This is a genomic window from Bacteroidota bacterium, from assembly GCA_008933805.1.
Taxonomy (GTDB): domain Bacteria; phylum Bacteroidota; class Bacteroidia; order UBA8524; family UBA8524; genus SB11.
Genome location: WBUH01000014.1, coordinates 1 through 21,231, shown reverse-complemented (window position 1 = coordinate 21,231; position 21,231 = coordinate 1). Strand labels below are relative to the sequence as shown.

The following is a 21,231-nucleotide window of genomic DNA, read 5'->3' as shown; positions in this document are numbered from 1 at the left end:
CAGCTGATTACACTCCCAACCAATACACCAGTTTCACCACCACGCCCCGGTCTTTTACTCTAAAGTCGGGCATCCTGCGTTGGGGTATGGGCGCGTAATTATCCCCGTACACAATAAACAAATCACTCATGGGGGCAAAACGCCATTGCAGGCGCGTGTTCAGGTTCACGTTATCAATCTGGGTATTGTATTGCACAAACGTGGTAAAGAACAAATTACGGCTAAACGTAAGCTCCACCCGCGGCCCTATCAGCGTAAGGCGGGTATAACCGTAGGGCTTGGGTAAATCCAATTCATTGGCTTCATACGTCAGGCTGAAATTACCCCAAGGCTGTGCCCTGTAGTTAATAGAGGCACTGTAACTGATACTTTTCCCGTTAAAAAATGTACCCATTGCAAACTCGGCCTTCCAGTTGAATAATTTGCGGGGGTTTGAGCTGTAATTCACATCAAAACTGCGGTATGTGTAACCGCCTGCGGGTAAAGGTGTATTGCCTGTTCCGGTAATGTCAATCGGGAAATACAGCCGGGTAAAATTTTCATTATACCCAAACCCGATAAACGAGCGGTCCATAAACTGAATGTCCAGATAAGGGCGGTACAAAATATCGTTTACTGTAATGGATGAATCAGCATAGCCGCTCACGTAAAATCCCGGTGAAACTCTGTAAATACGGCTATTCTCCGGATAAAAAGTGTGGGTAATTTCAGGTTCAATTCGCCAAAATGTCATCGGCACAAGGTTGTCTGTCGCTTCATCGTACACCGTTTGGCGGGGTACAAAACCCACATCGGCGCGGTAATTATTGCCTACGTACTCGTGGTTCCACATAATAAACCAACGCGGAGTATTGTAACTTAGCCAAGAAGCATGGGCATAGGCATTTTGCGGCTGATGGGGAGAAAACGAGTGATGAAAAAAGAACTTACCCATCCAGGTATTGTCTTTGCTGGCAAGGTCAAAATCAAAACCCACCACACGGTTATACGCCGTGGCTCCGCTATCGGGCCCGGGCACATTTTGCTTGTTCACCACAATAGCCGAAAGGTTGGAACGACTAAATACCTGCCGTTGCACTGCTGCCACGGTGTAGTTTTCAGCGTTTGCTTTCACCCCGTCTTTATCATACGCTCCGGTTTGTATATTCATCAACCCCATGCGCCAGTCTTTGTTTAACTTTCCGCTAAGGCGTGCGCCTGCAATAATGGGTATGGTAACACTGCTACCGTTTTTAAGTCCTATCCTTCTTGAAAAGAACGGACGTATCTGACTGAAACCGAAGCGCGAAAACAAATCGGAATTCTCGATAAAAAACTGCCGTTGTTCAGGGAAAAACAGGCTGAATCGCGAAAGGTTGGTTACCTGCCTGTCTACATCTACCTGCGAAAAGTCGGGATTAACAGTCAAATCAAGGTTTAGCGATGGGGTTACCGCTATTTTAGCATCCATGCCCGCGTTTGCTGTAAGCAGTCCTTTGGTATTGTTTTTAAAGTTTTCTGAATAACGGGTAATAGCGTAGGGTATCAACGAAATATTCTGACCTGCCGCGGGTGGTGGTGCATCCCACAACAGCTTACCTGTATAGGCCAGCGACGTTACGTTAAAGTTGCGGGGAACACGGCTCCAACTGGTGTTTTCGTTTATCTTTAAGTTATTGCGAGAAAAGTTGACCCCCCATTGCGTTATACCCTCTTTGTAGCGCAGGGTTTTAAAAGGTATCCTGAACTCTGCTACCCAATAACCCTCGTAACGTTTCACTTCTGAGAACCATTTATTATCCCAGTTAGTGGTAATATCAAAGCTGCCGCCGTTTTGCAGCAATCCCTCAAGTTGTGCACCGTAGGGGTTTACCCCAAAACAAAATCCGTTTATTTTATCATTAAAGGGGTCTATCGATACCATAAAAGCATCGTTGGTAGCGTAGGTAAAATCACGCTTTAGCGACGAAACCACAAAGTTTCCCCCAAAAGTATCGTAACAAATGGCCGCCACATATATATGGTGAGCATCGTACGTCATCATTATCTCCGTGCGGGTAACCGATGCCGAAGTATCGTAAGGAAATTGTTGCCAAAAACCACCCTCTTTTTGTGCTTGCTGCCAGTCGGGGTCGTCAAGTTTACCGTCAATTTTTATATGCTGGGTGCTTTTGCGAATATGGTAGGCGCGCGCAGTATCAGTTTGCCCTTGTGCAATAAGAGCTAAACAAAATAAGCAGATTATCAGTAGTATTCTCAGGGGCTGCAAAGCAGGGCAAAAGTATCATTACTTATGTCAAAAAACTACGCTTAAGGCTTTTAACCTTCGTATTATCCTTCATTTATTATCTCCCTCAACAGTGCCGAAACCTGTTTGGCGTGGGTTATCAGCATAAAATGTCCGCCGTTGGGTATGGTATGAGTGGGTTGTATAAAGCGGTAGGGTAAAATTCTGTCGTCAGTACCGTGAATATGAACTATCGGTGCTGCCTTTTGAGTATTTGCCCAAGTCAGTATGGCATTACCGCTCCAGCGGTACAGTTGGTGGTTGGTAGCATTAAATACGTCTTGCAACAGTTGCTTGTGTTCTTTTTCTTTTAAGCTAAAACACCAGTAAGTAACGGCGTTTGCCCGCAAAAACCAAGTGGTAGGCAACACGTGTTGCAGCCCTGTTTTACCCATCCACCGCAAATAAAAAGGGATTTCAGCCTTCCCTTTTGCAGAGGATATCAGGATGATTTTTTCTACCGCAATGTGTTTGGCAATTTCTACTGCCATCATGCCCCCAAAACTAAGCCCGATAATAATTGGCTTCGGGTGAGTGATTGCTGCCGCCATGCGACCTGCATATTCTTCAATACGTTCGGCAGGCAGTGGCATCAGCCACGGCAAATGCACCACTTTAATCCCCGTAAAATCAAGGTATTTAAATACTCTTTCATCGTTGCCGAGACCGGGAAGGAGATACACTTGTTGCATAGTTATCTTTTGCTGCGTTGCAAAATACTATTTCGGCTGGTTAAAAATGCCTTTCGGTAAGCTCAAAACAAATTCAAGTCACAGAGCCGTAACACTTTTCAATCCCTACTTAAAATATAGGCAAAACCGCCGTACTTTTGCACCACCATGACCACAAAACGTACTTTAGTAACCGCGGCCCTGCCTTATGCCAACGGGCCCGTGCATATAGGCCACCTTGCCGGTTGTTATTTACCTGCTGATATTTACGTGCGCTACCTGCGTGCCAAAGGCGAAGACGTATTGTTTGTGTGCGGCAGCGATGAGCACGGTGTGGCCATTACAATAAAAGCCCGCAAAGAGGGCATTACCCCGCAAGAGGTGGTAGATAAGTACAACGGCATTATCAAAAACTCGTTTGAGCAGTTTGGAATTAGCTTTGATACCTACTCGCGCACTTCGGCACCTATACACCACAAAACCTCGCAGGATTTTTTCAGGAATTTGTACGAAAAAGGCTCGTTTAAAGAAATTGAAACCGAGCAATATTTTGACGTGGAAGCCAATCAGTTTTTGGCCGACCGTTACATTATGGGTACCTGCCCCGTGTGCAGCAACCCCAATGCCTATGGCGACCAATGCGAAAACTGCGGTACCAGCCTTGACCCAAAGGATTTGAAAGATGTGCGCTCTACCCTTTCGGGCAGTAAACCTGAGTTGCGTAAATCTAAAAATTGGTTTTTGGATTTGGGCGAACTGGCCGAAAAGCCCGAATTTATTGAATACAAGAAACGTATTGATGGATGGCGCAGTAACGTAAAAGGTCAGTTTAACTCGTGGTTGACGCAAGGCTTGCACGCCCGCGCCATGACCCGCGACCTTGACTGGGGCGTGAATGTTCCCATTGAAGGCGCCGACGGCAAAGTGCTGTACGTATGGTTTGATGCCCCCATAGGTTACATTAGTGCCACCAAAGAATATTTTAAGAAAAAAGGCGATGCCCAAGCATGGGAAAAATGGTGGAAAGACGATGAAACTGCCTTGGTACATTTTATAGGCAAGGATAACATTGTGTTTCACACGTTGATTTTCCCGATGATGTTGATTGAACATGGGGGATACATACTGCCGACCCAAGTGCCTGCCAATGAATTTTTGAACCTTGAAGGCCAGAAAATCTCTACCAGCCGCAACTGGGCAATATGGCTGAACGAATACTTACAAGATTTCCCCAACCGCACGGATGAATTGCGCTATACCCTTACCAGCATAGCCCCCGAAACCAAAGACGCTGATTTTACTTGGAAAGATTACCAACTGAAGGTAAACAGTGAGTTAGTGGCCATATTGGGCAATTTTGTGAACCGCGCATTGGTGCTTACTCACAAAAATTTTGACGGCAAAGTGCCTGCCTCTGCTAAAACCGATGCCCAAATTGAGATAGAAAACCCCAAACTGGTGCTGGATAGCAAAGTGCTTGCCCAAGAAACCCAACGGGCGTTTGAAGCATTGGAGCAACACTTGCAAAACTTTGAGTTTCGTGAGGCACAGACCGAATTGATAAATATAGCCCGCGCCGGAAACAAATACATGGCCGAAACTGAGCCATGGAAACTGATAAAACAGGATGCCGACCAAACAGCGTATGTAATTAAAAATTGTTTGGATGTATGCCTTCAAATTGCTGTGGCAGCAGAGCCTTTGCTGCCCGTTGCATCGCGCCGAATAAAACAACAACTGAACGTTGAACACGAAGCACGCAGCTACAATGTGGCGGCAACCATGCGCACAGGCCATGCGTTGAACACCCCCGAACACTTGTTTAAAAACGTTGAGGATGCCGATATACAGGCACAGCTAAACAAACTGGAAACCAGCAAAGCGGCCGCTGCTGCTGCAACACCTGCACCTGCTGTGAAACCTGCCAAACCCGAAATCGTGTACGACGATTTTGCTAAAATGGACATTCGCGTTGGGACGGTGTTGGAGGCTGAACGTGTGCCTAAAACCGATAAGCTGATGAAGCTTACCATTGATACGGGTATTGATGTACGCACCGTGGTATCGGGCATTGCGCATTGCTACGAGCCTGAGCAGGTGGTAGGCCGCCAAGTAAGTATTTTGGTGAACCTTGCCCCCCGCAAGCTAAAAGGTATCGACTCGCAAGGGATGATACTAATGGCCGAAGACGCCGACGGTAAACTCAAATTCGTTGCCCCTGTAGAAGCTGTGGGCAATGGTAGCGGGGTGGCTTAGGTTAGATTAAAAAAACGCCAAAAATGGATACTATTAATTTAACAATCGCGCTTTTATCCTTGATTGTTGCTGCAATATCGCTACTCTATTCAAGGTTAACTTTGAGAAAATCAACGGCTTTTCACTTGGAGAGCTTGATTTTACAACTAATAGATATAAAAGCGTCTGAAGCTAATGAGGCTTACAGGATTAATAACTATAGTTTTGACACAAAAACCGCATCACACATTGTCTCTATTTTAATCAGTTTTAAGGAATGTGTTGAAGTAATGCTGGAACATAAAACTATCTCTATTGATGAAAGACGATTCTATACCATCTTATTTCTACAACTGCATACTGATATTCGGATTGGTATCAAGGAGGAAAAATTCACTACAAATGATGATTTCAGTAATATCTTCCGTCAACAGGTAAAGGATCTTCAAGCATTATTTACACAGTAAATTGAACTTATTCGAATTACACTTCCAATTCCTCTCTAATTATCTCCCCCACCCTTTTACGGTCTTTTTTAACCCTTTTTGATTTCGCTTTTCTACCGTATTTATTAATGTCGCTGTCAAATATCATTATGTCCTCTTCTAACCTAGAACCCCTCTTAATCATTACACCGGGACAAGGGCAGTTATAAAAGCCGCAGTCGTGTTTTGAGTAAACCCCGAAATTCCGGTGCTTTATTCGTTTATCCGCAAGAATTTTTTCTTGGTTTTTTCTTATGTCATCCCAAGCTTTCCTTTCATCTCCTTCTGTAAGTTCTTGCCCGAGGGTAGTTAAATCAAAATAGGTTTTAGGGTCTTTTAGCTGTAAAAAATTGAACGTCTTTTCAAATGTTTTATTGGCAACATCCCTCACATATATTTTATCTGCCAACTCCAGCTTATCGTTTTCAATAATCGAACGGTACAAGCCCAACGTATTAAAATCATCGTACTTCTTATAATGTTCAATAAAGTAGCAGTATTCTTCTACTGTTAACTCATTAAACCGCCTACCTATTTTCATTCGTGTCGTTATTGTATTCGTTAATAACAAATATAACCATAACTAAACTAAAGCCACCACCAAGGCACTAAGTCTCCAATTATCATTTTAGTTTCTTAGCGCCTTAGTGGCATAAATAATCACAGCTCGGATATACTCAAAACTATTTTTCCGTTTGTTTTTCCGCTGGGTGCCGATAAACTATGGTTGTAATTTTCTTTCAACCGTTCCCATGCTTCCACCCCTTTTTCAAGAGGATAGACAGTTGCAATCGCTGTAGTTAATTTACCTTCGTCAATAAGCCTCGCAATATGGGTTAAGCCCTCGCGGGTAGGTTTTTGGTGCATCATAAACGCCCTCACTCCGTATGATTTAGCCACATCTTCCTGCGGTGGCAAATTGGTGGCAATTAATACCCCATCTTTTTTCAGCATTTTGTATAACTGATGTTGAATTTCGCCGCCAATAAGGTCTATGGCTACATCAACCCCGTTAATAGTGCCATCAGCCAGTGTGTTAACTACGCTATCAGCACCTAAAGAGGTTAGGTAATTGTTGTATTTTTCATCTGCAAAAGCAATCACCTTTGCCCCATGCAGCTTGGCCAGCTGAATAGCAAAACCGCCCACGCTTCCTGCTGCACCGGCAATCAGCACCGTTTGGCTTTCGGTGATTTTTGCATGCTCAAACAACGCCTGATAGGCTGTTTCTGCCGATACCGGTATTGATGCTGCTTCCTCAAAACTCACTGTTTCGGGTTTCACTGCCAGCGCATTTTGGTTTACTGTAACAAACTCGGCATAGGCGCCACCGAGCACATTGTCGCCATATACAGCATCTCCCACTTTGAAAAGAGTTACAGCTTTTCCAATACCCACCACCACTCCCGCAAAATCACGTCCCGGTATCCACGGAAAGTTCAGCGGGTAAAACTGTTGCAAAACCCCTTCGGCTTTCAAATAGTCAATGTGATTTACAGATGCTGCATACACCCTCACCAATACTTCATCATTGGTGGTTTCGGGTAGTTCGGTTTCGCTTAATTGCAGTTGGTCAGTGTAATAGTTAATTAATAGTGCTTTCATAATTTTTATGCAAAACTGTCCCGATACTTTACTTTTGTCAAGTACTTACCTTTTAGTAGGGTACTTACTAAAAAGTAAAGTTCACTGAGTATTAACAGAAAAAAATTTTATGAAATACGTGGATGACGATTGCGGGATAAGAAAGGCCATGAATTTGGTAGGCAGTAAATGGAAGGTGATGATTATCCGCCAGATACGCGAAGAATATAAACGCTACGGCGAGTTAAAACGCTTGATACCGGGAATTAGTGAAAAAATGCTGATACAAGAGCTAAAAGAGTTGGTTAGTGTAGGAATTGTGAGCAAAAAGGCGTTTCCTGAAATTCCACCGCGAGTGGAATACCGATTGACTGAGAAAGGCATAAAAGCACTGCCTCTATTGGACAGCATTGTTGAGTTTGGCGAACAGAATTTTTAATCGTTTCAAAATTACTTATGTCCGTGATAAACAAATATGTTTTGAGGACACAATGCTGCGTTTTATTGTTCTGCTAATTATATTTGACTAATGAAACATTTTATCAGTTTTTGTGCCGTTGTACTTTTTGTTTTAGCTGCTAAAGTAACTATGGCCGCTCCGCAAAACACCGATACCCTTGTGGTAAAAACCAATATTTACTGCAGCCATTGCAAGCAGTGTGAAAGCTGCAAAGGCAAGCTGGATTTGCTAATGGAAGAAAAAGGGGTAAAGGATATGGCTCTTAATGTTGAGCTAATGACCATTACGGTGGTGTATAACAGCAAGAAAACATCACCTGACAAAATACGCACAGCTATATCTAATCTCGGCTACGATGCGGATAATGTGCCCGCCAATCCCAAAGCCTACGAAGAGCTTGACGGATGCTGCAAGAAGTAGCATCGTCTCCCCTATTATTTTGCATTGACTAACCAACTAACTACTATATCTGATGAAAAAGAGTTTTTATGCTCTTGCACTCCTCCTCATTGTTGTAGGGGCATGCAAAACAACGCAAACTAACAACCCTGCCAACTTGGCAAAATGGTACGAAAAAGCAGTTACAACCTCGATGTACCCTCCTGCTGAAACGCCCGACAGTAATTTGATTGCCATTACTAAAAGCAATCCTAATCTAACTTGGAAAACCATTAACGGCGAAGATTACGTACTGATGGTGAGCTGGAAATCTTCGGCAGGCTTCTACCCCGATTCAGGACTCTACAACACCAGTAAATGGCAGGTATGGGTTACTGCCTCTCCCGAATTAAAACAACGTTTCAAGAAAGAACATCCTAAGGATACTGCGCTAAGAATTAAGCAACTGTTAGGACTTCCTCCCACTGGTAAATATACCGTTTTTGTTGAGTTTTGGGTACGTCCGCAAGACCTGTTCCGTCCTTGTCCTGATAAAGAAATCACTGATACAATGTGTAACCTGTGCTTCACAGCAAAAGACTCGTTAGATACGGATTACATTAAGTGGGTGAACCAAACCCGTATCGACCGCTATTATACCTGCGGTTTGTACAATCAATATCCTTGGACACAGCTGGGCTATACTTACGATTGGAACCCTGCCAATAAAAGCCACATTGGGCTGTGTGAGTTTGTTATTGACGCGAACAAAAATGTGTACGTAAATAAAATATACACCACTACCGAATACCTGAATACGCCATAACTATTTACTAATAAGTGTTTTGCAACAATTTCAAAAGCATTGCGCGATTTGTTTTGTTTTTGTATTTTTGCAGCCCTTTGGCCTCGTAGTTCAATGGATAGAATAGAAGTTTCCTAAACTTTTGATACAGGTTCGATTCCTGTCGAGGCTACAAACTGTCACTCCGTGACAGAATTAAGAATTTGATAAACAATAAAGTCCTTGCGGTGCAAGGACTTTATTGTTTATAGTTCATAGCCTGTACTACTTTGATTTTTTGTAAGGCGCTGAAATACACACTTTACAAGGATTATTAGAGTCCGAATCTGGTATGGTTTTGTTTAACCCAAACATGACCACAATCATATTTTTTTACAATCATATTTTCTGTAGCTTTGTTCAGGTGAAAAAGCTATTTTCCATAGGGCTTCTATTATTCTACACAATCCTTGTATGCGGTTGTGCGTTTCAGTTGCATTACTGTGGTCAAAAGTTAGCTTCTGTAAATCTGTCTGTGTTTGCATCTGACGATGGTTGCTCCTGCAATAAAAAAATGGCAGGGGGGTGTTGCAAAAACCGGTTTGTTGAAGCAAAGATAAAAAGCGAGCACAAAACTCCTATAGGTATAAACGGGCAACAATACAATCCTGTACTTCTTATCATAACCTATTTTCTATCTATCGATTTCAAGCTCAGCACAACCGTTTATTCAGCAGTAGTTAATTACCATTCGCCTCCAAAAAAGTCCGGCAATGGATTATTGCTGAAAAACTGCATTCTAAGGGTATAATCCACCTGATTCTTATTTAATACATCCGGCAATTGTCTGATGTATCATTTCTATTGTGTTAACCCACAATTGTTTAGTGTCATAATGGCACGCGTCCATTCCCCAAAATATTCATTTTCTCTTATTTATTACGCTTTAATATGCTTCGCATTATAAGATTTAATATAGCTTTTATACTATTTGGTACGGCTATAATGGCTAATGCCCAAAATGCCTTATTTATTCCGCCTACCCTAAGCGGAACTAACTTTCAGCTTACTATACAACCGGGTACAAAAACATTTTTTGCAGGCTATAGTACGCCCACTTATGGCATCAACGGCGCATTGCTTGCCCCTACTTTAATTTTAAATCAGGGTGATGAGGTTACACTTAATGTTACTAATACCCTTAACACATTTACTACTATTCATTGGCATGGTTTACACGTTCCTGCTGAGGATGACGGTGGTCCGCACCAGGTTATACAGCCCAATGCAAGCTGGAGCCCCAGATTTAAAGTAATGAATGATGCGGGTACCTATTGGTATCATCCACACGGGGCCGAACGGACAGATTTACACGTTTCAAAAGGGATTGCCGGATTAATCATCATTAAAGACAGCATTGAGGCAAAACTTACTTTGCCCCGCACTTATGGAGTAGACGATATTCCGCTTGTCATTCAAACCAAAGCATTTGATGAGCTAAAACAGATCGCTATTTCAACTGAAATGGATACTGTTTTGATGGTGAACGGAACCTTAAATCCTTTTGTAAATGCTCCTGCCCAGGTTGTTCGCTTCCGCTTGCTCAACGGCAGTTCGAGCCGCAGCTATCAGTTCGGCTTTTCAAACAATATGCTGTTTCACATGATAGCAAGCGACGGTGGTTTATTGCAACAACCATATCAAACAACAAGGTTGAGATTATCCCCCGGCGAGAGGGCTGAGATATTGGTTGATTTAAGCAGTATGCAGGGCCAAAACATGTATTTAAAAAATTATGCTTCTGAATTGCCAAATGGAATTCATGGGGCTAAAAAAATAAATAATGGGATGGTAACCCTGCCCGACTACGAAAACAACTTTTTGAACGGAACCGACACAAATGTCCTGCAGATTAATGTAACAGCCCCAACCGTAAATCCTGTAACTACTATCCCTGCCCAACTTGTAAATTTCAATAAGCCCGATTCAAACGTCGTAGATGCCAAACGTGATATTGTGTTTGCACCGAAAGAAATGGGCATGTTAGATATGATAGAGGGCCCGTTTACCATTAATGGAAAAGTTTTTAATATGGATTCCATTAATATCAGAACCAAACTGAACAATGTAGAAGTATGGAGACTGGTTAACCAAACCGGGGTAGCCCACCCGTTTCATATCCACGATATCCAGTTTTATGTGTTGAGTGTAAACGGCAACCCGCCAACTCCTGACCAGGCCGGTAAAAAAGATGTGGTTTTGATACAACCCAACCAAAGCGTGAGTATCATTACCAAGTTTGAAGATTTTGCTCATGCATCAATACCTTATATGTACCACTGTCATGTATTGCACCATGAAGACGATGGAATGATGGGGCAGTTTTTGGTAATGCCTGAAACAGGCACGGGTATTTATGAAATGGATGCGGATAATTTCAGCATTTACCCCAATCCTGCCTCAGGGTTCATTACAATTACCGGCAGTACGGATAAAATACACATTGATTTATTTACAGTTACCGGTGTAAAGGCGCTCACTGATTATGAAAGCGGTAATCAAAAGCAGGTGGATATTTCAACATTTGCACCCGGCATTTATTTTTTAAAAATCTCTACAGATAATCAAATAACAATTAAAAAAATAATTATTAAATAAAATGAAAAAACTACTACTCACCACTGTGGCTATTCTTGGAGTAATTACCACACAAGCCCAAAAAGATACCGCCATGAATTTTACTAAAACCGATTGTGATGGCATAAGCCATACTCTTTTTTCGGAATTAGACAGTGGCAACGTTGTAATTCTTGAATATGCAATGTTGCCAAGCTGCCAGTCCTGCATTACCGCCAATCACGCAATGGAACCCATGGTGGATGCATACAAAATATCACATCCGGGAAAAGTTCGTTCGTATGCCATAGGCTTTAACAATACATATACCTGCCCCACTATGCAAAGCTGGAAAACCAGTAACAATATCAAATCTGTTGCATTTACAAACGGCGCAAGCGAAGTAGCCTATTACGGCGGTTTTGGTATGCCTACTATAATTGTGGTTGGTGGCTCCCAGCACAAAGTATATTATACAGGTATTGGCTTTGCCATGGGCGATACTTCCCAAATACATAATGCTGTTAAAAAAGCAATGGGCATAACAACCGGTATTGATAAAGTAAACAATGATATTATTTCTTTCAATGTATTCCCAAATCCGGCGGTAGCAGGCAAGCTGAATATATCGTTCACACTAAACAAAAAAGACAATATTACTTTTAAGATATATGATTTAACAGGCAGAAATGTATATGAGAGTAACAGCCAGGCTTTGGCTGCCGGAGAAAACCTCTTTACCATCAATACCCTGAATCTGAAAGCAGGAAATTATTTATTGAAAATAGAAGGTGAGACATTTTCGTCATCACAAAAAATTTCCATTGCTGAATAATTCATTAGAATATAGTAAACCCTGCGCATGAATGTGAAAGCCCGTATTCCTATTGTCATTATTGGATTTGTTGTTTATTTAGGTGCATGCAAAAAAAACAACGATACCCAAAATAAACCACAAGTGTCGGTTAGTGATTCTGTTTGTTATGACGAGCATATAAAAGCTATTATAGATCAAAACTGTATGCCTTGCCACTCAAAAGATAGCGCAACAGAAGAAATCATTTTAGAAACGTATGACGATGTAAGGTTGTTTGCTATTCCGGGTATGCTTGAAAGAAGCCCTCTTTATCAAATGATCACAGATACTGTTTCACAAAATAGCATGCCACCGTCAGGCAGAATGAAACAAGAATACATTGATTTGATTGCCAAATGGATAATGCAGGGCTCAAAAAAAAGTTGTAAATAATTTTAATAGTGTATGAAAAATAAAAAAATAATTCCACTGATAGTTTTTGCGCTGCTTATTGTTGGAGCATGTAAAAAAGAACGTAATACAACTCCCGAACCGGCGAAAGTGAACACAGTGCCTGAATTTTTCAGTGAAAATACTGTAGATAAATATGGGGAAACATCCCCTGTTTATACACTGATTGCAAACAATAGTTCAAAAATCAGTAGCCCACAAGACCTTGATTTTAATCCTACCCGCCAAAATGAACTTTGGATTATAAATAAAGGAATTGAAGCTATTGGAGGCAGTACAGTAATGATAACCCAACCCGGAACACCCGGCCAGCAATATGATTACAGACAGGATGGTAATGCATGGCATTTTATGTCACTGCCGTCTGCTATATCATTCAGCAATAATGGAAACTGGGCCACGAGCCCCAATGTATTGGATGCTAACCATAACGGCGGTACTTATACAGGACCAAGCCTTTGGTCGGGCAATCTTACTATTTATGCAAAACCATCAGGCGGTAACGGAAGTCACCTCGATATGCTGCACGGAAGCCCTTTTGCAATGGGCATTGCAAATGAAAAGGATAATATTTACTGGGTTTTTGATGGTTATAATAAATATATATGCCGCTATAATTTTAACGGCGACCACGGCCCAGGTAATGATGACCACTCTAATGGAAACATACACCGTTATACTGAAGTAGTAGTAAAAAGAAATCCAGCTGTACCCAGCCACCTTGCCTTTGATAAGGATAAACGCTGGCTGTATATAGTGGACGGGGGAAATAAACAAATACTCCGGATGGATATTACAACAGGCAATAAAACTGCCGATTTGCCTTTGAAAAATGAACCTTTGGCCCAGCATTGGAAAATTGAAGGTGTAAATCGTGAGATAGTAATAAACGAAGGCCTAAAACAGCCTTGCGGTATTGAAATAAACGGAAACCGTTTGTTTGTGACTGATTATGAAACCGGCGATATTATCTGCTACGACATTGCTACAAAAAAGGAACTTGCACGGATTAATACTGGAAAACCGGGGATTATGGGAATAAAACTTGGGCCGGATAACAAGCTGTGGTTTGTAAACGCAAACAGTAGCGAAATATTCAGGGTCGACCCTAATTAATTGGATAAAAGGAAAAGGAGCTTGCAAGATGAATTATAAAATGAATAAATCAATAATACTGCTTATACTTTTTCTATTAAGCGTAGAATTGGTTAAAGCACACAACGGGCATTCCCATAGTGATACTTCATCGGTAACATTACCCGTAGGTATAAATGAGTTTCCAACATTACACCCGTTAATTGTTCATTTTCCAATTGCATTACTTATTGCCGCATCCCTTCTGCAGTTTTTTTCACTTCGTAAAAAACAAAAAGAACTTCACGTTATAATAGTGTTTCTCACAGTTTGCGGAACAGCAGGTGGATTTTTGGCATCTTATAATTTTCATCCTCATACAGTTGCCCTAAGTCCTGTAGCATCCGATTTACTTAAAAAACACGAACTATATGCCACTATCACAATTTGGCTTGCCGGTGGTGCTGCGCTGTTAAAGATTTTTTCCTTGTATAGAAAGAAAAAAGGCATGGAAATAATTACAACCCTGCTGCTTTTGGCTTCTGCCGTCACCATAAGTATTACTGGGCATCACGGTGCTGAACTTGTTCACAAGTTTGGAATTGGCCCAAAAGGAAATTATTTAGAAAATCATAACCCTTAAAAATTAATAATATGAATAAAATAATAATCGTTAGCATTACCGTTGCTACAATACTATTAGCCGTTGCCTGTGGCAATAAAAAAAGCAACCAAAATGAAAGTACTGATACTCCTGCCGTGAGTTCTACAACCTTCAAAAATGTTGACAACACCGTAGCTGAACAAATAAATGCGGTTTTTCAGCATTATTTTCATCTAAAAAACGGATTGGTTGCTGCTGACCAAAATGAGGCAAAAGCAGGGGCGCAAGGTATTTTGAGTACTATTAATGCCGTGGACGTATCAAAACTTACGGCTGAACAAAAAACTATTTTTGATACCCAAACCGGAATAATAAAAGAAAACGCACAACATATTGCTGAAACAGGCGACATAAAACACCAGCGCGAACACCTTGGGGGACTTACCAATGGGGTGTATGCCCTTGCCAAAGCCTTTGGCGGTGAAAAAACACTGTACTATGATTACTGCCCGATGGCAAACGCCGATAAGGGAGGTTACTGGCTGAGCGAGAAGGAAGAAATAAGCAACCCTTATTTTGGTGACGAGATGCTTAATTGCGGTGAGACTAAAGAAATAATAAAACGATGATGCCCCTCTCCCCTTGCGGTTAAATAACTTTTTGTCGCTTGTGAATGAAAACTATAAAAAAAATAATGAATTACACTGCCCCGCCTGAAAGGGTATTCCGGGTTATTGACGATTTAGGCGTAACAGGAATGCACATGACCCAATCATCAGGTATGATGATGGGCAGTAAGTTCGATTTGAGTTTCCTTACACAAAACCATACCGGTTTAGGAACAAAATATCGCTGGACCGGGAAAATGACGGGAATGAAAATGGATTTTACTGTTGAGGTTACCAAATGGATTCAGGGCAAAGAAAAAACCTGGGAAACCATTGGCGAAACAAAACTCATTATTTATTCGTGGTTCAGGATGCACCTGGATGTATCACAAACCAATCAAGTGACACAAGCTGAATTATCCATCAGCTATGAAAAACCAAAAGATTTTTTTTACCGCATACTTTCTTTTTTGGCAGCAGATTGGTATGGCAGGTGGTGTCTCAACAGTATGCTTACCGATGCCAAAAAAACACTGGCAACACCCGATGCAGAATTTACGCCACATAGGTAATATAACTACATAACACGACAAATGATTGAAAAAATAATATCATGGTCAATGCACAACCGCTTTTTTGTGTGGGCAGGCATTGTTTTAATTGCCGCAGGCGGTATTTACGCAATGATAAATACACCTGTTGATGCCATCCCTGATTTATCGGAAAACCAAGTTATCATTTTTACCGAATGGATGGGTCGCAACCCACAGATTATGGAAGACCAGGTAACTTTTCCGCTGGTCTCCAATTTACAGGGCATTCCCCAAATTAAGGCCGTTCGTGCAGCCTCTATGTTTGGCATGAGTTTCATATTCCTGGTGTTTAATGACGATGCTGAAATATACTGGGCGCGTACCCGTGTATTAGAACGGTTGAATTATGCCCAGCGTTTTTTACCGCAAGGGGTTACCCCTTCACTTGGCCCTGACGGTACTGGTGTGGGCCATGTTTTCTGGTACACATTGCAGGGCGATGGCTATGATGCAGGAGAATTAAGGGCCGTACAAGATTGGTATGTAAAATTTGCCCTTCAGAATGTGGAAGGAGTGAGTGAAGTAGCCTCCTTTGGAGGTTTCCAAAAGCAATACCAGGTAAGCCTCAACCCGCACAAACTGGTGTATTACGGTATTTCAGTTATGGATGTTTCAAATGCACTAAAAGCCAATAACCGGGATGCCGGGGGAAGCATTTTTGAGATGAACAACACGGGCTACATGCTGCGTGGCTTAGGGTATATTAAAGATATACGAGACATAGAAGAAATTGGAATCGGGACTTATAAATCCATACCGCTGAAACTGAAAGATATTGCCACTGTGCAAATGAGCAGTGATTTGAGGCTGGGTATTGCAGACGAGAATGGAGAGGGTGACGTAGCCGGTGGAGTTGTTGTAATGCGCTATGGAGAAAATGCAAAAGATGTTATTGACAGGGTGAAAGAGCACCTGGGCGAGGTTGAAAAAGGCCTCCCTCCCGGTGTTAAAATAAAAATAGCATACGACCGCAGTAACCTGATAGAAGCTGCAATTGCAACACTACAGGAAGCCCTTTGGGAAGAGATTATTATCGTTTCTATAGTGGTTCTGATTTTTCTTTTTCACGTACGCAGTGCAATGGTGGTTATTATCACCATCCCTCTCTCAGTATTAATAGGTTTTGCATTGGTTAAAATATTCGGGATAACACTTAACATAATGTCGTTAGGGGGTGTTGCATTAGCTATTGGTGATTTGGTAGATGCCGGAATTGTAATGACAGAAAACGCCTACAAAGACCTTGTAAGAGCGGTTGTAAAAACAGATGAATAATGAGGAAAGCAAGAATAGGACACACACGCGAATTACCTGAAGAAGAACGCCTCAAAATTATTGAGCGTTCATCACGTATGGTTGGGAGGGCTGTTTTTTTCTCCATACTGGTCACCCTCATTTCCTTTGCACCCATTCTTTTTCTTACCGGGCAGGAAAAAAAACTATTCTCACCGCTGGTTCTCACCAAAACCTTTACTATGATAGGCTCGGCAATAGTGGCCCTTTTTGTTGTCCCTATGCTGCTTCGCACCCTATTAAAAGGGCGCTTGGTGCCCGAAAGCCGAAATCCGGTATCCAATTTTTTTATCCGGTTATATAGCCCGGTGCTCCGCCTTTGCCTGCGCTGGAAAAAAACTGTGCTAACTATTACAGCCATAATAATGCTGGGCAGCATTCCTTTTGTGATGAGCCTGGGGTCTGAATTTATGCCCCCGCTGGATGAAGGATCAATATTGTTTATGCCCGTAACGCTGCCCGATGCATCCAACACCGAGATAACCCGTATTTTACAGGTACAGGACAGGGTACTTAAATCGATACCGGAAGTGGAAAACGTGCTGGGAAAAGCCGGGAGGGCCTATACAGCAACAGACAATGCTCCGTTAAGTATGATTGAAACAATTATACTGCTGAAACCTAAATCGGAATGGCGGGCCGGAATGACCAAAGAAAAGCTGATTGCCGAAATGAATGAAAAAGTGCAGATACCCGGAGTGACCAACGGGTGGACGCAGCCCATTATTAACAGAATTAATATGCTTTCTACCGGGGTGCGTACTGACGTAGGAATAAAAATTTATGGCCAGAACCTCGATACGATATACAATATTTCGTTACAGGTTGAAAAGGCACTAAAGGGGATTGAGGGCCTTGCGGATTTATATGTAGAACAGCTTACCGGCGGCAAATACCTGGATATTGAAATAAGCCGCGAAAAAATAGCCCGATACAACCTTAGTATTGACGAGGTGCAGATGATTATTGAAACGGCATTGGGCGGAATGCCGCTTACAAATACCGTAGAAGGCCGTCGCCGTTTCAGCGTGTCGTTGCGTTTTGCACAGGATTTCAGAAACGATATTGAAGAATTAAAGCGCATCCCGCTGAAAACCCCTGAGTATGGCGTAATTCCGCTTTCAGCCGTTGCAGATATAAATATTAGCGAGGGGCCGCCTATGATAAATTCTGAAAATGCCATGCTAAGGGGCACCGTGCTTTTTAATGTACGCGGAAGAGATTTGGGTAGCGTAGTAAAAGATGCCAAAGAAAAAATTGATGCGCATTTTAAAAAACTCCCCAGCGGATATTATATCACCTGGAGCGGGCAGTATGAAAATAAAGTGCGGGCTGAAAACCGGCTTAAAATAATTATTCCCATAACACTATTAATTATAGCTTTTGTTCTTTACTTCACTTTCCGATCTGCAAAAGAAATGCTCATAGTGCTCACCAGTATTCCTTTTGCCCTTATTGGCGGGGTATATTCACTTTATTTTTTTAACGTTAATTTTTCAATCGCAGTTGCAGTAGGGTTTATTGCCTTGTTCGGCATAGCTGTGGAAACCGGTGTGCTTATGCTGGTGTATATGAACGAAGCTATCCGAAATAAAACTGAAGATAAAAAATCAACCGCGCTCACAAAAGATGAGCTCAGGGAAGCAGTTTTCTCTGGTGCTGTAATGCGTGTAAGGCCAAAACTGATGACAGTAATGGCAGATATGATAGGATTGCTCCCTATATTAATATCCACAGGGGTGGGCAGTGATGTGATGAGGCCGATTACTATACCTTTTGTATTCGGCTTAATATCGTCGACTCTGTTTGTGCTTATTGTTCTGCCGGTCATCTACCAATTGGTAAAAGAGCGTGAATTGAGAAAACATGGAAAGTTGGTCATACTAAATGTTAAAGAATAATATGGCAAAAATATTAATACTCATATTTTCAATAATTGGGGCTTGCCCAATCACAGGGTTGCATGCACAGGATACCGGTTTATTAACATTAGATTCATTAATCATCCGCGTAGAAACTACCTATCCCGATGTGCTGAAATACGAAAACAGGATACAGGCTTATGCTTCAAAAGCCGAAGGGGCAACCGCCCTTATGCCGCCAACATTTTCAGCAGGCATTAGTCGTTTTCCATACAATTTAATGATGCTGAACGAGGAAGGCCCTATGAACCAGTCCGGGTTAATGTTTACACTGGAGCAGATGATAACTAACCCGCAAAAAAGAAATGCGAAAAAAGAATATTATCAATCGTTGGGAGCGGTGGAGCAACAGAGGGCTGAATGGACAAAAAACGAGCTACGCACGGCTGCCAAACTATATTATTACCAGCGTCAAATAGCAGCAAGCAAGCTGAAAATATTAAACGAAAGCGAGCAACTGCTTTCGCTGCTCATAGTAACTGCCGAAGACCGCTACACATATAACCAGACTGAGCTTACCACTATTTATAAAGCAAGGGCGAAGATGGAAGAACTGAAAAACATGCGGCTGATGCAGGAAGGGATTATAACTGAAAGCAATATTGTTATAAACACGCTTTTGAACCGGGATATTAATACCACATTTTCTATAGATACGGCTCTTGTGCTTAAAGACTATAAGGCGGTTCAGGATACATTTTCAAGAAGTGATATTAAAGCTATGACTGGCCTTATAGAGACTATGCGAAACGAACAAAAATATATGGCCAGCTTCTCCAAGCCCGATTTTGGGGTGCAGGTGCAGCACATGCAAATGTTTGGTATGGAAAACCAATTTAGCATTATGGGTATGATAACTATACCTATTGCGCCGTGGTCGTCAAAAATGTATAAATCAGGCATTGCATCAGCACAGTATGAAATCAAATCCATGCAAAAAGAAGTGGAGAGTATGCAACTGATGGCACAACGGATGCAGGCCGAAAAGCTGGCCATGTTGCAATACACAGTGCGGCAGCTCACTAATTACCAGGACAATATCATCCCTTCGTTTGAAAAAAATATGGATGCCAACCTGCTTGCATACCGGCAAAACAAAGGAGACTTTTTTGTGCTGCTGGATGCATGGGAAATGCTCTTGATGAAAAAAATGGAAAAACAGGACGTATGGGCTCAGGTATTAAAACTACAAGCAGAATATGAATATGAAACAGAGCGGAAATAGGGATTTCATAATTATTATTTTCCTTTTTGTTATTTTGGCTTGTATTGCCTGTAATAACAAAAAGGAAAACCATTCTGCGCATCAAAACCCGGTTATGCCTTCTGCTGTAAATGAGCTGCCGGGCAAAGCCGTGGTTTCTTCACAACGTACAGTACGCCCAATCATTGATTCAATAAATACAACCAAAAATATAAACGGTTATATTGTGCCTGATGAACGACGGACAAATAAAATTATCTCACGTATTGGCGGACGAATTGAAAAGATACATGTAAAATATATTTACCAGTGGGTAAATAAAGGGCAACAGCTGCTGGAATTATACAGTCCTGAAATCAGCAAATACCTTGAAGAATATCTTTACCTGGCAAAACAAAACGAAACTTCACTTCTTATTAAAGCAAAAGAAAAATTATTGCTGCTTGGCTTAACAGAAAATCAGATTTCGGCAATTGAAAAAAGCGGAAAAGTACCGCATACATTATCTGTTTATGCACCCCAAAGCGGCTATATATTGCCTGCTGATGAAACCAATGAAAGGTTAAACAAAATGTCTCCAACCAGCCCCGTAGCGGGAGGTATGGGCAATATGCCATCAACTAACCAGGATGACCGGGTAGCAGTAAATAACCGGTTGAGAGAGGGAATGTATATTAATAAAGACCAGGTATTATTTACTATAAATGACTTGCAAAAAGTTTGGGGAATAATGATGGGCAGTGTTGAAGAATTAAGCACTGTAAAACAGGGCGATGCTGCTATATTGAAAGGAATTGGCAATAAGCAAATTAAGGCTAAGGCAGATTTTGTGGAGCCGTTTTTTGATAAAGGACAAAAATTTACCCGTATTCGTTTGTATGTTGATAACGCAGATAATGTGCTGCGGCTTAATTCAATAATTGAAGCAGAAATAAATATACAGGGAAAACCGCTGATGACTATCCCGGCATCTTCAGTAATTGATTTAGGCCAGCGTAAAATAGTTTGGATAAAAACAGGGAATTCAGGCAAAAACAATATTTTCAGTGCAAGGGAAATCAAACCAGGAGGAAAAGTTAATAATAAGATAGTAGTGCTGGGCGGTATTACAGGCACGGATGAAATTGCAGAACAGGCCGGTTATATAATTGATAGTGAAACGCTCCTTAAATAAATATAATATGATT

At 41.7% G+C, this 21,231-nt stretch carries 20 protein-coding genes and 1 tRNA gene; 17 read left to right on the top strand and 4 right to left on the bottom strand.

What is annotated here, in order from left to right; translation table 11 throughout:
* Positions 1-7 precede the first annotated feature (7 nt).
* Entirely contained in the window at positions 8-2,248 is a 2,241-nt protein-coding gene (locus F9K23_13705; protein ID KAB2914477.1) for a carbohydrate binding family 9 domain-containing protein, read from the bottom strand.
* Between the two features lie 62 nt (positions 2,249-2,310).
* Entirely contained in the window at positions 2,311-2,958 is a 648-nt protein-coding gene (locus tag F9K23_13700; protein KAB2914476.1) for an alpha/beta hydrolase, read from the bottom strand.
* A gap of 147 nt (positions 2,959-3,105) precedes the next feature.
* Between F9K23_13700 and metG the strand changes: the two genes are divergently transcribed.
* Both metG and F9K23_13690 read left to right on the top strand, forming a co-directional pair.
* Positions 3,106-5,193: a methionine--tRNA ligase gene (metG, locus tag F9K23_13695; protein ID KAB2914475.1), complete on the top strand. Its 2,088-nt coding sequence runs from the start codon at positions 3,106-3,108 to the stop codon at positions 5,191-5,193.
* A 23-nt stretch (positions 5,194-5,216) separates the two neighbouring features.
* Positions 5,217-5,639, top strand: coding sequence for a hypothetical protein (locus F9K23_13690; GenBank protein ID KAB2914474.1), 423 nt, complete (start codon positions 5,217-5,219; stop codon positions 5,637-5,639).
* Between the two features lie 16 nt (positions 5,640-5,655).
* Here F9K23_13690 and F9K23_13685 read toward each other — a convergent pair whose 3' ends face one another.
* Positions 5,656-6,198: a hypothetical protein gene (locus F9K23_13685; protein KAB2914473.1), complete on the bottom strand. Its 543-nt coding sequence runs from the start codon at positions 6,196-6,198 to the stop codon at positions 5,656-5,658.
* Between the two features lie 119 nt (positions 6,199-6,317).
* Positions 6,318-7,262, bottom strand: coding sequence for an NADP-dependent oxidoreductase (locus F9K23_13680; protein KAB2914472.1), 945 nt, complete (start codon positions 7,260-7,262; stop codon positions 6,318-6,320).
* A 109-nt stretch (positions 7,263-7,371) separates the two neighbouring features.
* Between F9K23_13680 and F9K23_13675 the strand changes: the two genes are divergently transcribed.
* The 15 genes from F9K23_13675 to F9K23_13605 all read left to right on the top strand — a co-directional run bounded on the left by F9K23_13675 (position 7,372) and on the right by F9K23_13605 (position 21,218).
* Complete coding sequence (locus F9K23_13675) at positions 7,372-7,680, top strand: helix-turn-helix transcriptional regulator (protein ID KAB2914471.1); 309 nt, start codon at positions 7,372-7,374, stop codon at positions 7,678-7,680.
* A gap of 90 nt (positions 7,681-7,770) precedes the next feature.
* A complete protein-coding gene (locus F9K23_13670; protein ID KAB2914470.1) occupies positions 7,771-8,121 on the top strand; it encodes a heavy-metal-associated domain-containing protein in 351 nt (116 codons plus the stop codon).
* 52 nt (positions 8,122-8,173) lie between these two features.
* Positions 8,174-8,905, top strand: coding sequence for a hypothetical protein (locus tag F9K23_13665; GenBank protein KAB2914469.1), 732 nt, complete (start codon positions 8,174-8,176; stop codon positions 8,903-8,905).
* A gap of 79 nt (positions 8,906-8,984) precedes the next feature.
* Positions 8,985-9,056 (top strand) — tRNA-Arg (locus tag F9K23_13660).
* 758 nt (positions 9,057-9,814) lie between these two features.
* Positions 9,815-11,521, top strand: a complete 1,707-nt coding sequence (locus F9K23_13655; GenBank protein ID KAB2914468.1) for a multicopper oxidase domain-containing protein — start codon at positions 9,815-9,817, stop codon at positions 11,519-11,521.
* 1 nt (position 11,522) lies between these two features.
* On the top strand, positions 11,523-12,314 hold the full coding sequence (locus F9K23_13650; GenBank protein KAB2914467.1) for a T9SS type A sorting domain-containing protein: 792 nt from the start codon (positions 11,523-11,525) through the stop codon (positions 12,312-12,314).
* A 27-nt stretch (positions 12,315-12,341) separates the two neighbouring features.
* A complete protein-coding gene (locus F9K23_13645; protein ID KAB2914466.1) occupies positions 12,342-12,728 on the top strand; it encodes a hypothetical protein in 387 nt (128 codons plus the stop codon).
* Between the two features lie 12 nt (positions 12,729-12,740).
* Positions 12,741-13,862 carry a hypothetical protein gene (locus tag F9K23_13640; protein ID KAB2914465.1) on the top strand — a complete coding sequence of 374 codons (1,122 nt, stop codon included), beginning with the start codon at positions 12,741-12,743 and terminating at the stop codon, positions 13,860-13,862.
* A 40-nt stretch (positions 13,863-13,902) separates the two neighbouring features.
* Entirely contained in the window at positions 13,903-14,463 is a 561-nt protein-coding gene (locus tag F9K23_13635; GenBank protein KAB2914464.1) for a hypothetical protein, read from the top strand.
* 11 nt (positions 14,464-14,474) lie between these two features.
* Positions 14,475-15,053: a DUF3347 domain-containing protein gene (locus F9K23_13630; protein KAB2914463.1), complete on the top strand. Its 579-nt coding sequence runs from the start codon at positions 14,475-14,477 to the stop codon at positions 15,051-15,053.
* 44 nt (positions 15,054-15,097) lie between these two features.
* A complete protein-coding gene (locus tag F9K23_13625) occupies positions 15,098-15,604 on the top strand; it encodes a hypothetical protein (protein KAB2914462.1) in 507 nt (168 codons plus the stop codon).
* 21 nt (positions 15,605-15,625) lie between these two features.
* Positions 15,626-16,900, top strand: coding sequence for an efflux RND transporter permease subunit (locus F9K23_13620; GenBank protein KAB2914461.1), 1,275 nt, complete (start codon positions 15,626-15,628; stop codon positions 16,898-16,900).
* The gene (locus F9K23_13615; protein ID KAB2914460.1) at positions 16,900-18,819 is read left to right on the top strand and encodes an efflux RND transporter permease subunit; all 1,920 of its coding nucleotides are present in this window, start codon (positions 16,900-16,902) and stop codon (positions 18,817-18,819) included. The genes F9K23_13620 and F9K23_13615 overlap by 1 nt, the downstream gene beginning before the upstream one ends.
* Positions 18,806-20,065, top strand: coding sequence for a TolC family protein (locus F9K23_13610; protein KAB2914459.1), 1,260 nt, complete (start codon positions 18,806-18,808; stop codon positions 20,063-20,065). The genes F9K23_13615 and F9K23_13610 overlap by 14 nt, the downstream gene beginning before the upstream one ends.
* Positions 20,040-21,218: an efflux RND transporter periplasmic adaptor subunit gene (locus F9K23_13605; protein ID KAB2914458.1), complete on the top strand. Its 1,179-nt coding sequence runs from the start codon at positions 20,040-20,042 to the stop codon at positions 21,216-21,218. The genes F9K23_13610 and F9K23_13605 overlap by 26 nt, the downstream gene beginning before the upstream one ends.
* The last annotated feature ends 13 nt before the right edge of the window (positions 21,219-21,231 follow it).

What these genes read in the sequence shown, in the direction of transcription:
- F9K23_13700 (KAB2914476.1), bottom strand. Translation starts at nt 2,958, where the DNA reads ATGCAACAAGTGTATCTCCTTCCCGGTCTCGGCAACGATGAAAGAGTA.
- metG (KAB2914475.1), top strand. Translation starts at nt 3,106, where the DNA reads ATGACCACAAAACGTACTTTAGTAACCGCGGCCCTGCCTTATGCCAAC.
- F9K23_13690 (KAB2914474.1), top strand. Translation starts at nt 5,217, where the DNA reads ATGGATACTATTAATTTAACAATCGCGCTTTTATCCTTGATTGTTGCT.
- F9K23_13685 (KAB2914473.1), bottom strand. Translation starts at nt 6,198, where the DNA reads ATGAAAATAGGTAGGCGGTTTAATGAGTTAACAGTAGAAGAATACTGC.
- F9K23_13680 (KAB2914472.1), bottom strand. Translation starts at nt 7,262, where the DNA reads ATGAAAGCACTATTAATTAACTATTACACTGACCAACTGCAATTAAGC.
- F9K23_13675 (KAB2914471.1), top strand. Translation starts at nt 7,372, where the DNA reads ATGAAATACGTGGATGACGATTGCGGGATAAGAAAGGCCATGAATTTG.
- F9K23_13670 (KAB2914470.1), top strand. Translation starts at nt 7,771, where the DNA reads ATGAAACATTTTATCAGTTTTTGTGCCGTTGTACTTTTTGTTTTAGCT.
- F9K23_13665 (KAB2914469.1), top strand. Translation starts at nt 8,174, where the DNA reads ATGAAAAAGAGTTTTTATGCTCTTGCACTCCTCCTCATTGTTGTAGGG.
- F9K23_13655 (KAB2914468.1), top strand. Translation starts at nt 9,815, where the DNA reads ATGCTTCGCATTATAAGATTTAATATAGCTTTTATACTATTTGGTACG.
- F9K23_13650 (KAB2914467.1), top strand. Translation starts at nt 11,523, where the DNA reads ATGAAAAAACTACTACTCACCACTGTGGCTATTCTTGGAGTAATTACC.
- F9K23_13645 (KAB2914466.1), top strand. Translation starts at nt 12,342, where the DNA reads ATGAATGTGAAAGCCCGTATTCCTATTGTCATTATTGGATTTGTTGTT.
- F9K23_13640 (KAB2914465.1), top strand. Translation starts at nt 12,741, where the DNA reads ATGAAAAATAAAAAAATAATTCCACTGATAGTTTTTGCGCTGCTTATT.
- F9K23_13635 (KAB2914464.1), top strand. Translation starts at nt 13,903, where the DNA reads ATGAATAAATCAATAATACTGCTTATACTTTTTCTATTAAGCGTAGAA.
- F9K23_13630 (KAB2914463.1), top strand. Translation starts at nt 14,475, where the DNA reads ATGAATAAAATAATAATCGTTAGCATTACCGTTGCTACAATACTATTA.
- F9K23_13625 (KAB2914462.1), top strand. Translation starts at nt 15,098, where the DNA reads ATGAAAACTATAAAAAAAATAATGAATTACACTGCCCCGCCTGAAAGG.
- F9K23_13620 (KAB2914461.1), top strand. Translation starts at nt 15,626, where the DNA reads ATGATTGAAAAAATAATATCATGGTCAATGCACAACCGCTTTTTTGTG.
- F9K23_13615 (KAB2914460.1), top strand. Translation starts at nt 16,900, where the DNA reads ATGAGGAAAGCAAGAATAGGACACACACGCGAATTACCTGAAGAAGAA.
- F9K23_13610 (KAB2914459.1), top strand. Translation starts at nt 18,806, where the DNA reads ATGTTAAAGAATAATATGGCAAAAATATTAATACTCATATTTTCAATA.
- F9K23_13605 (KAB2914458.1), top strand. Translation starts at nt 20,040, where the DNA reads ATGAATATGAAACAGAGCGGAAATAGGGATTTCATAATTATTATTTTC.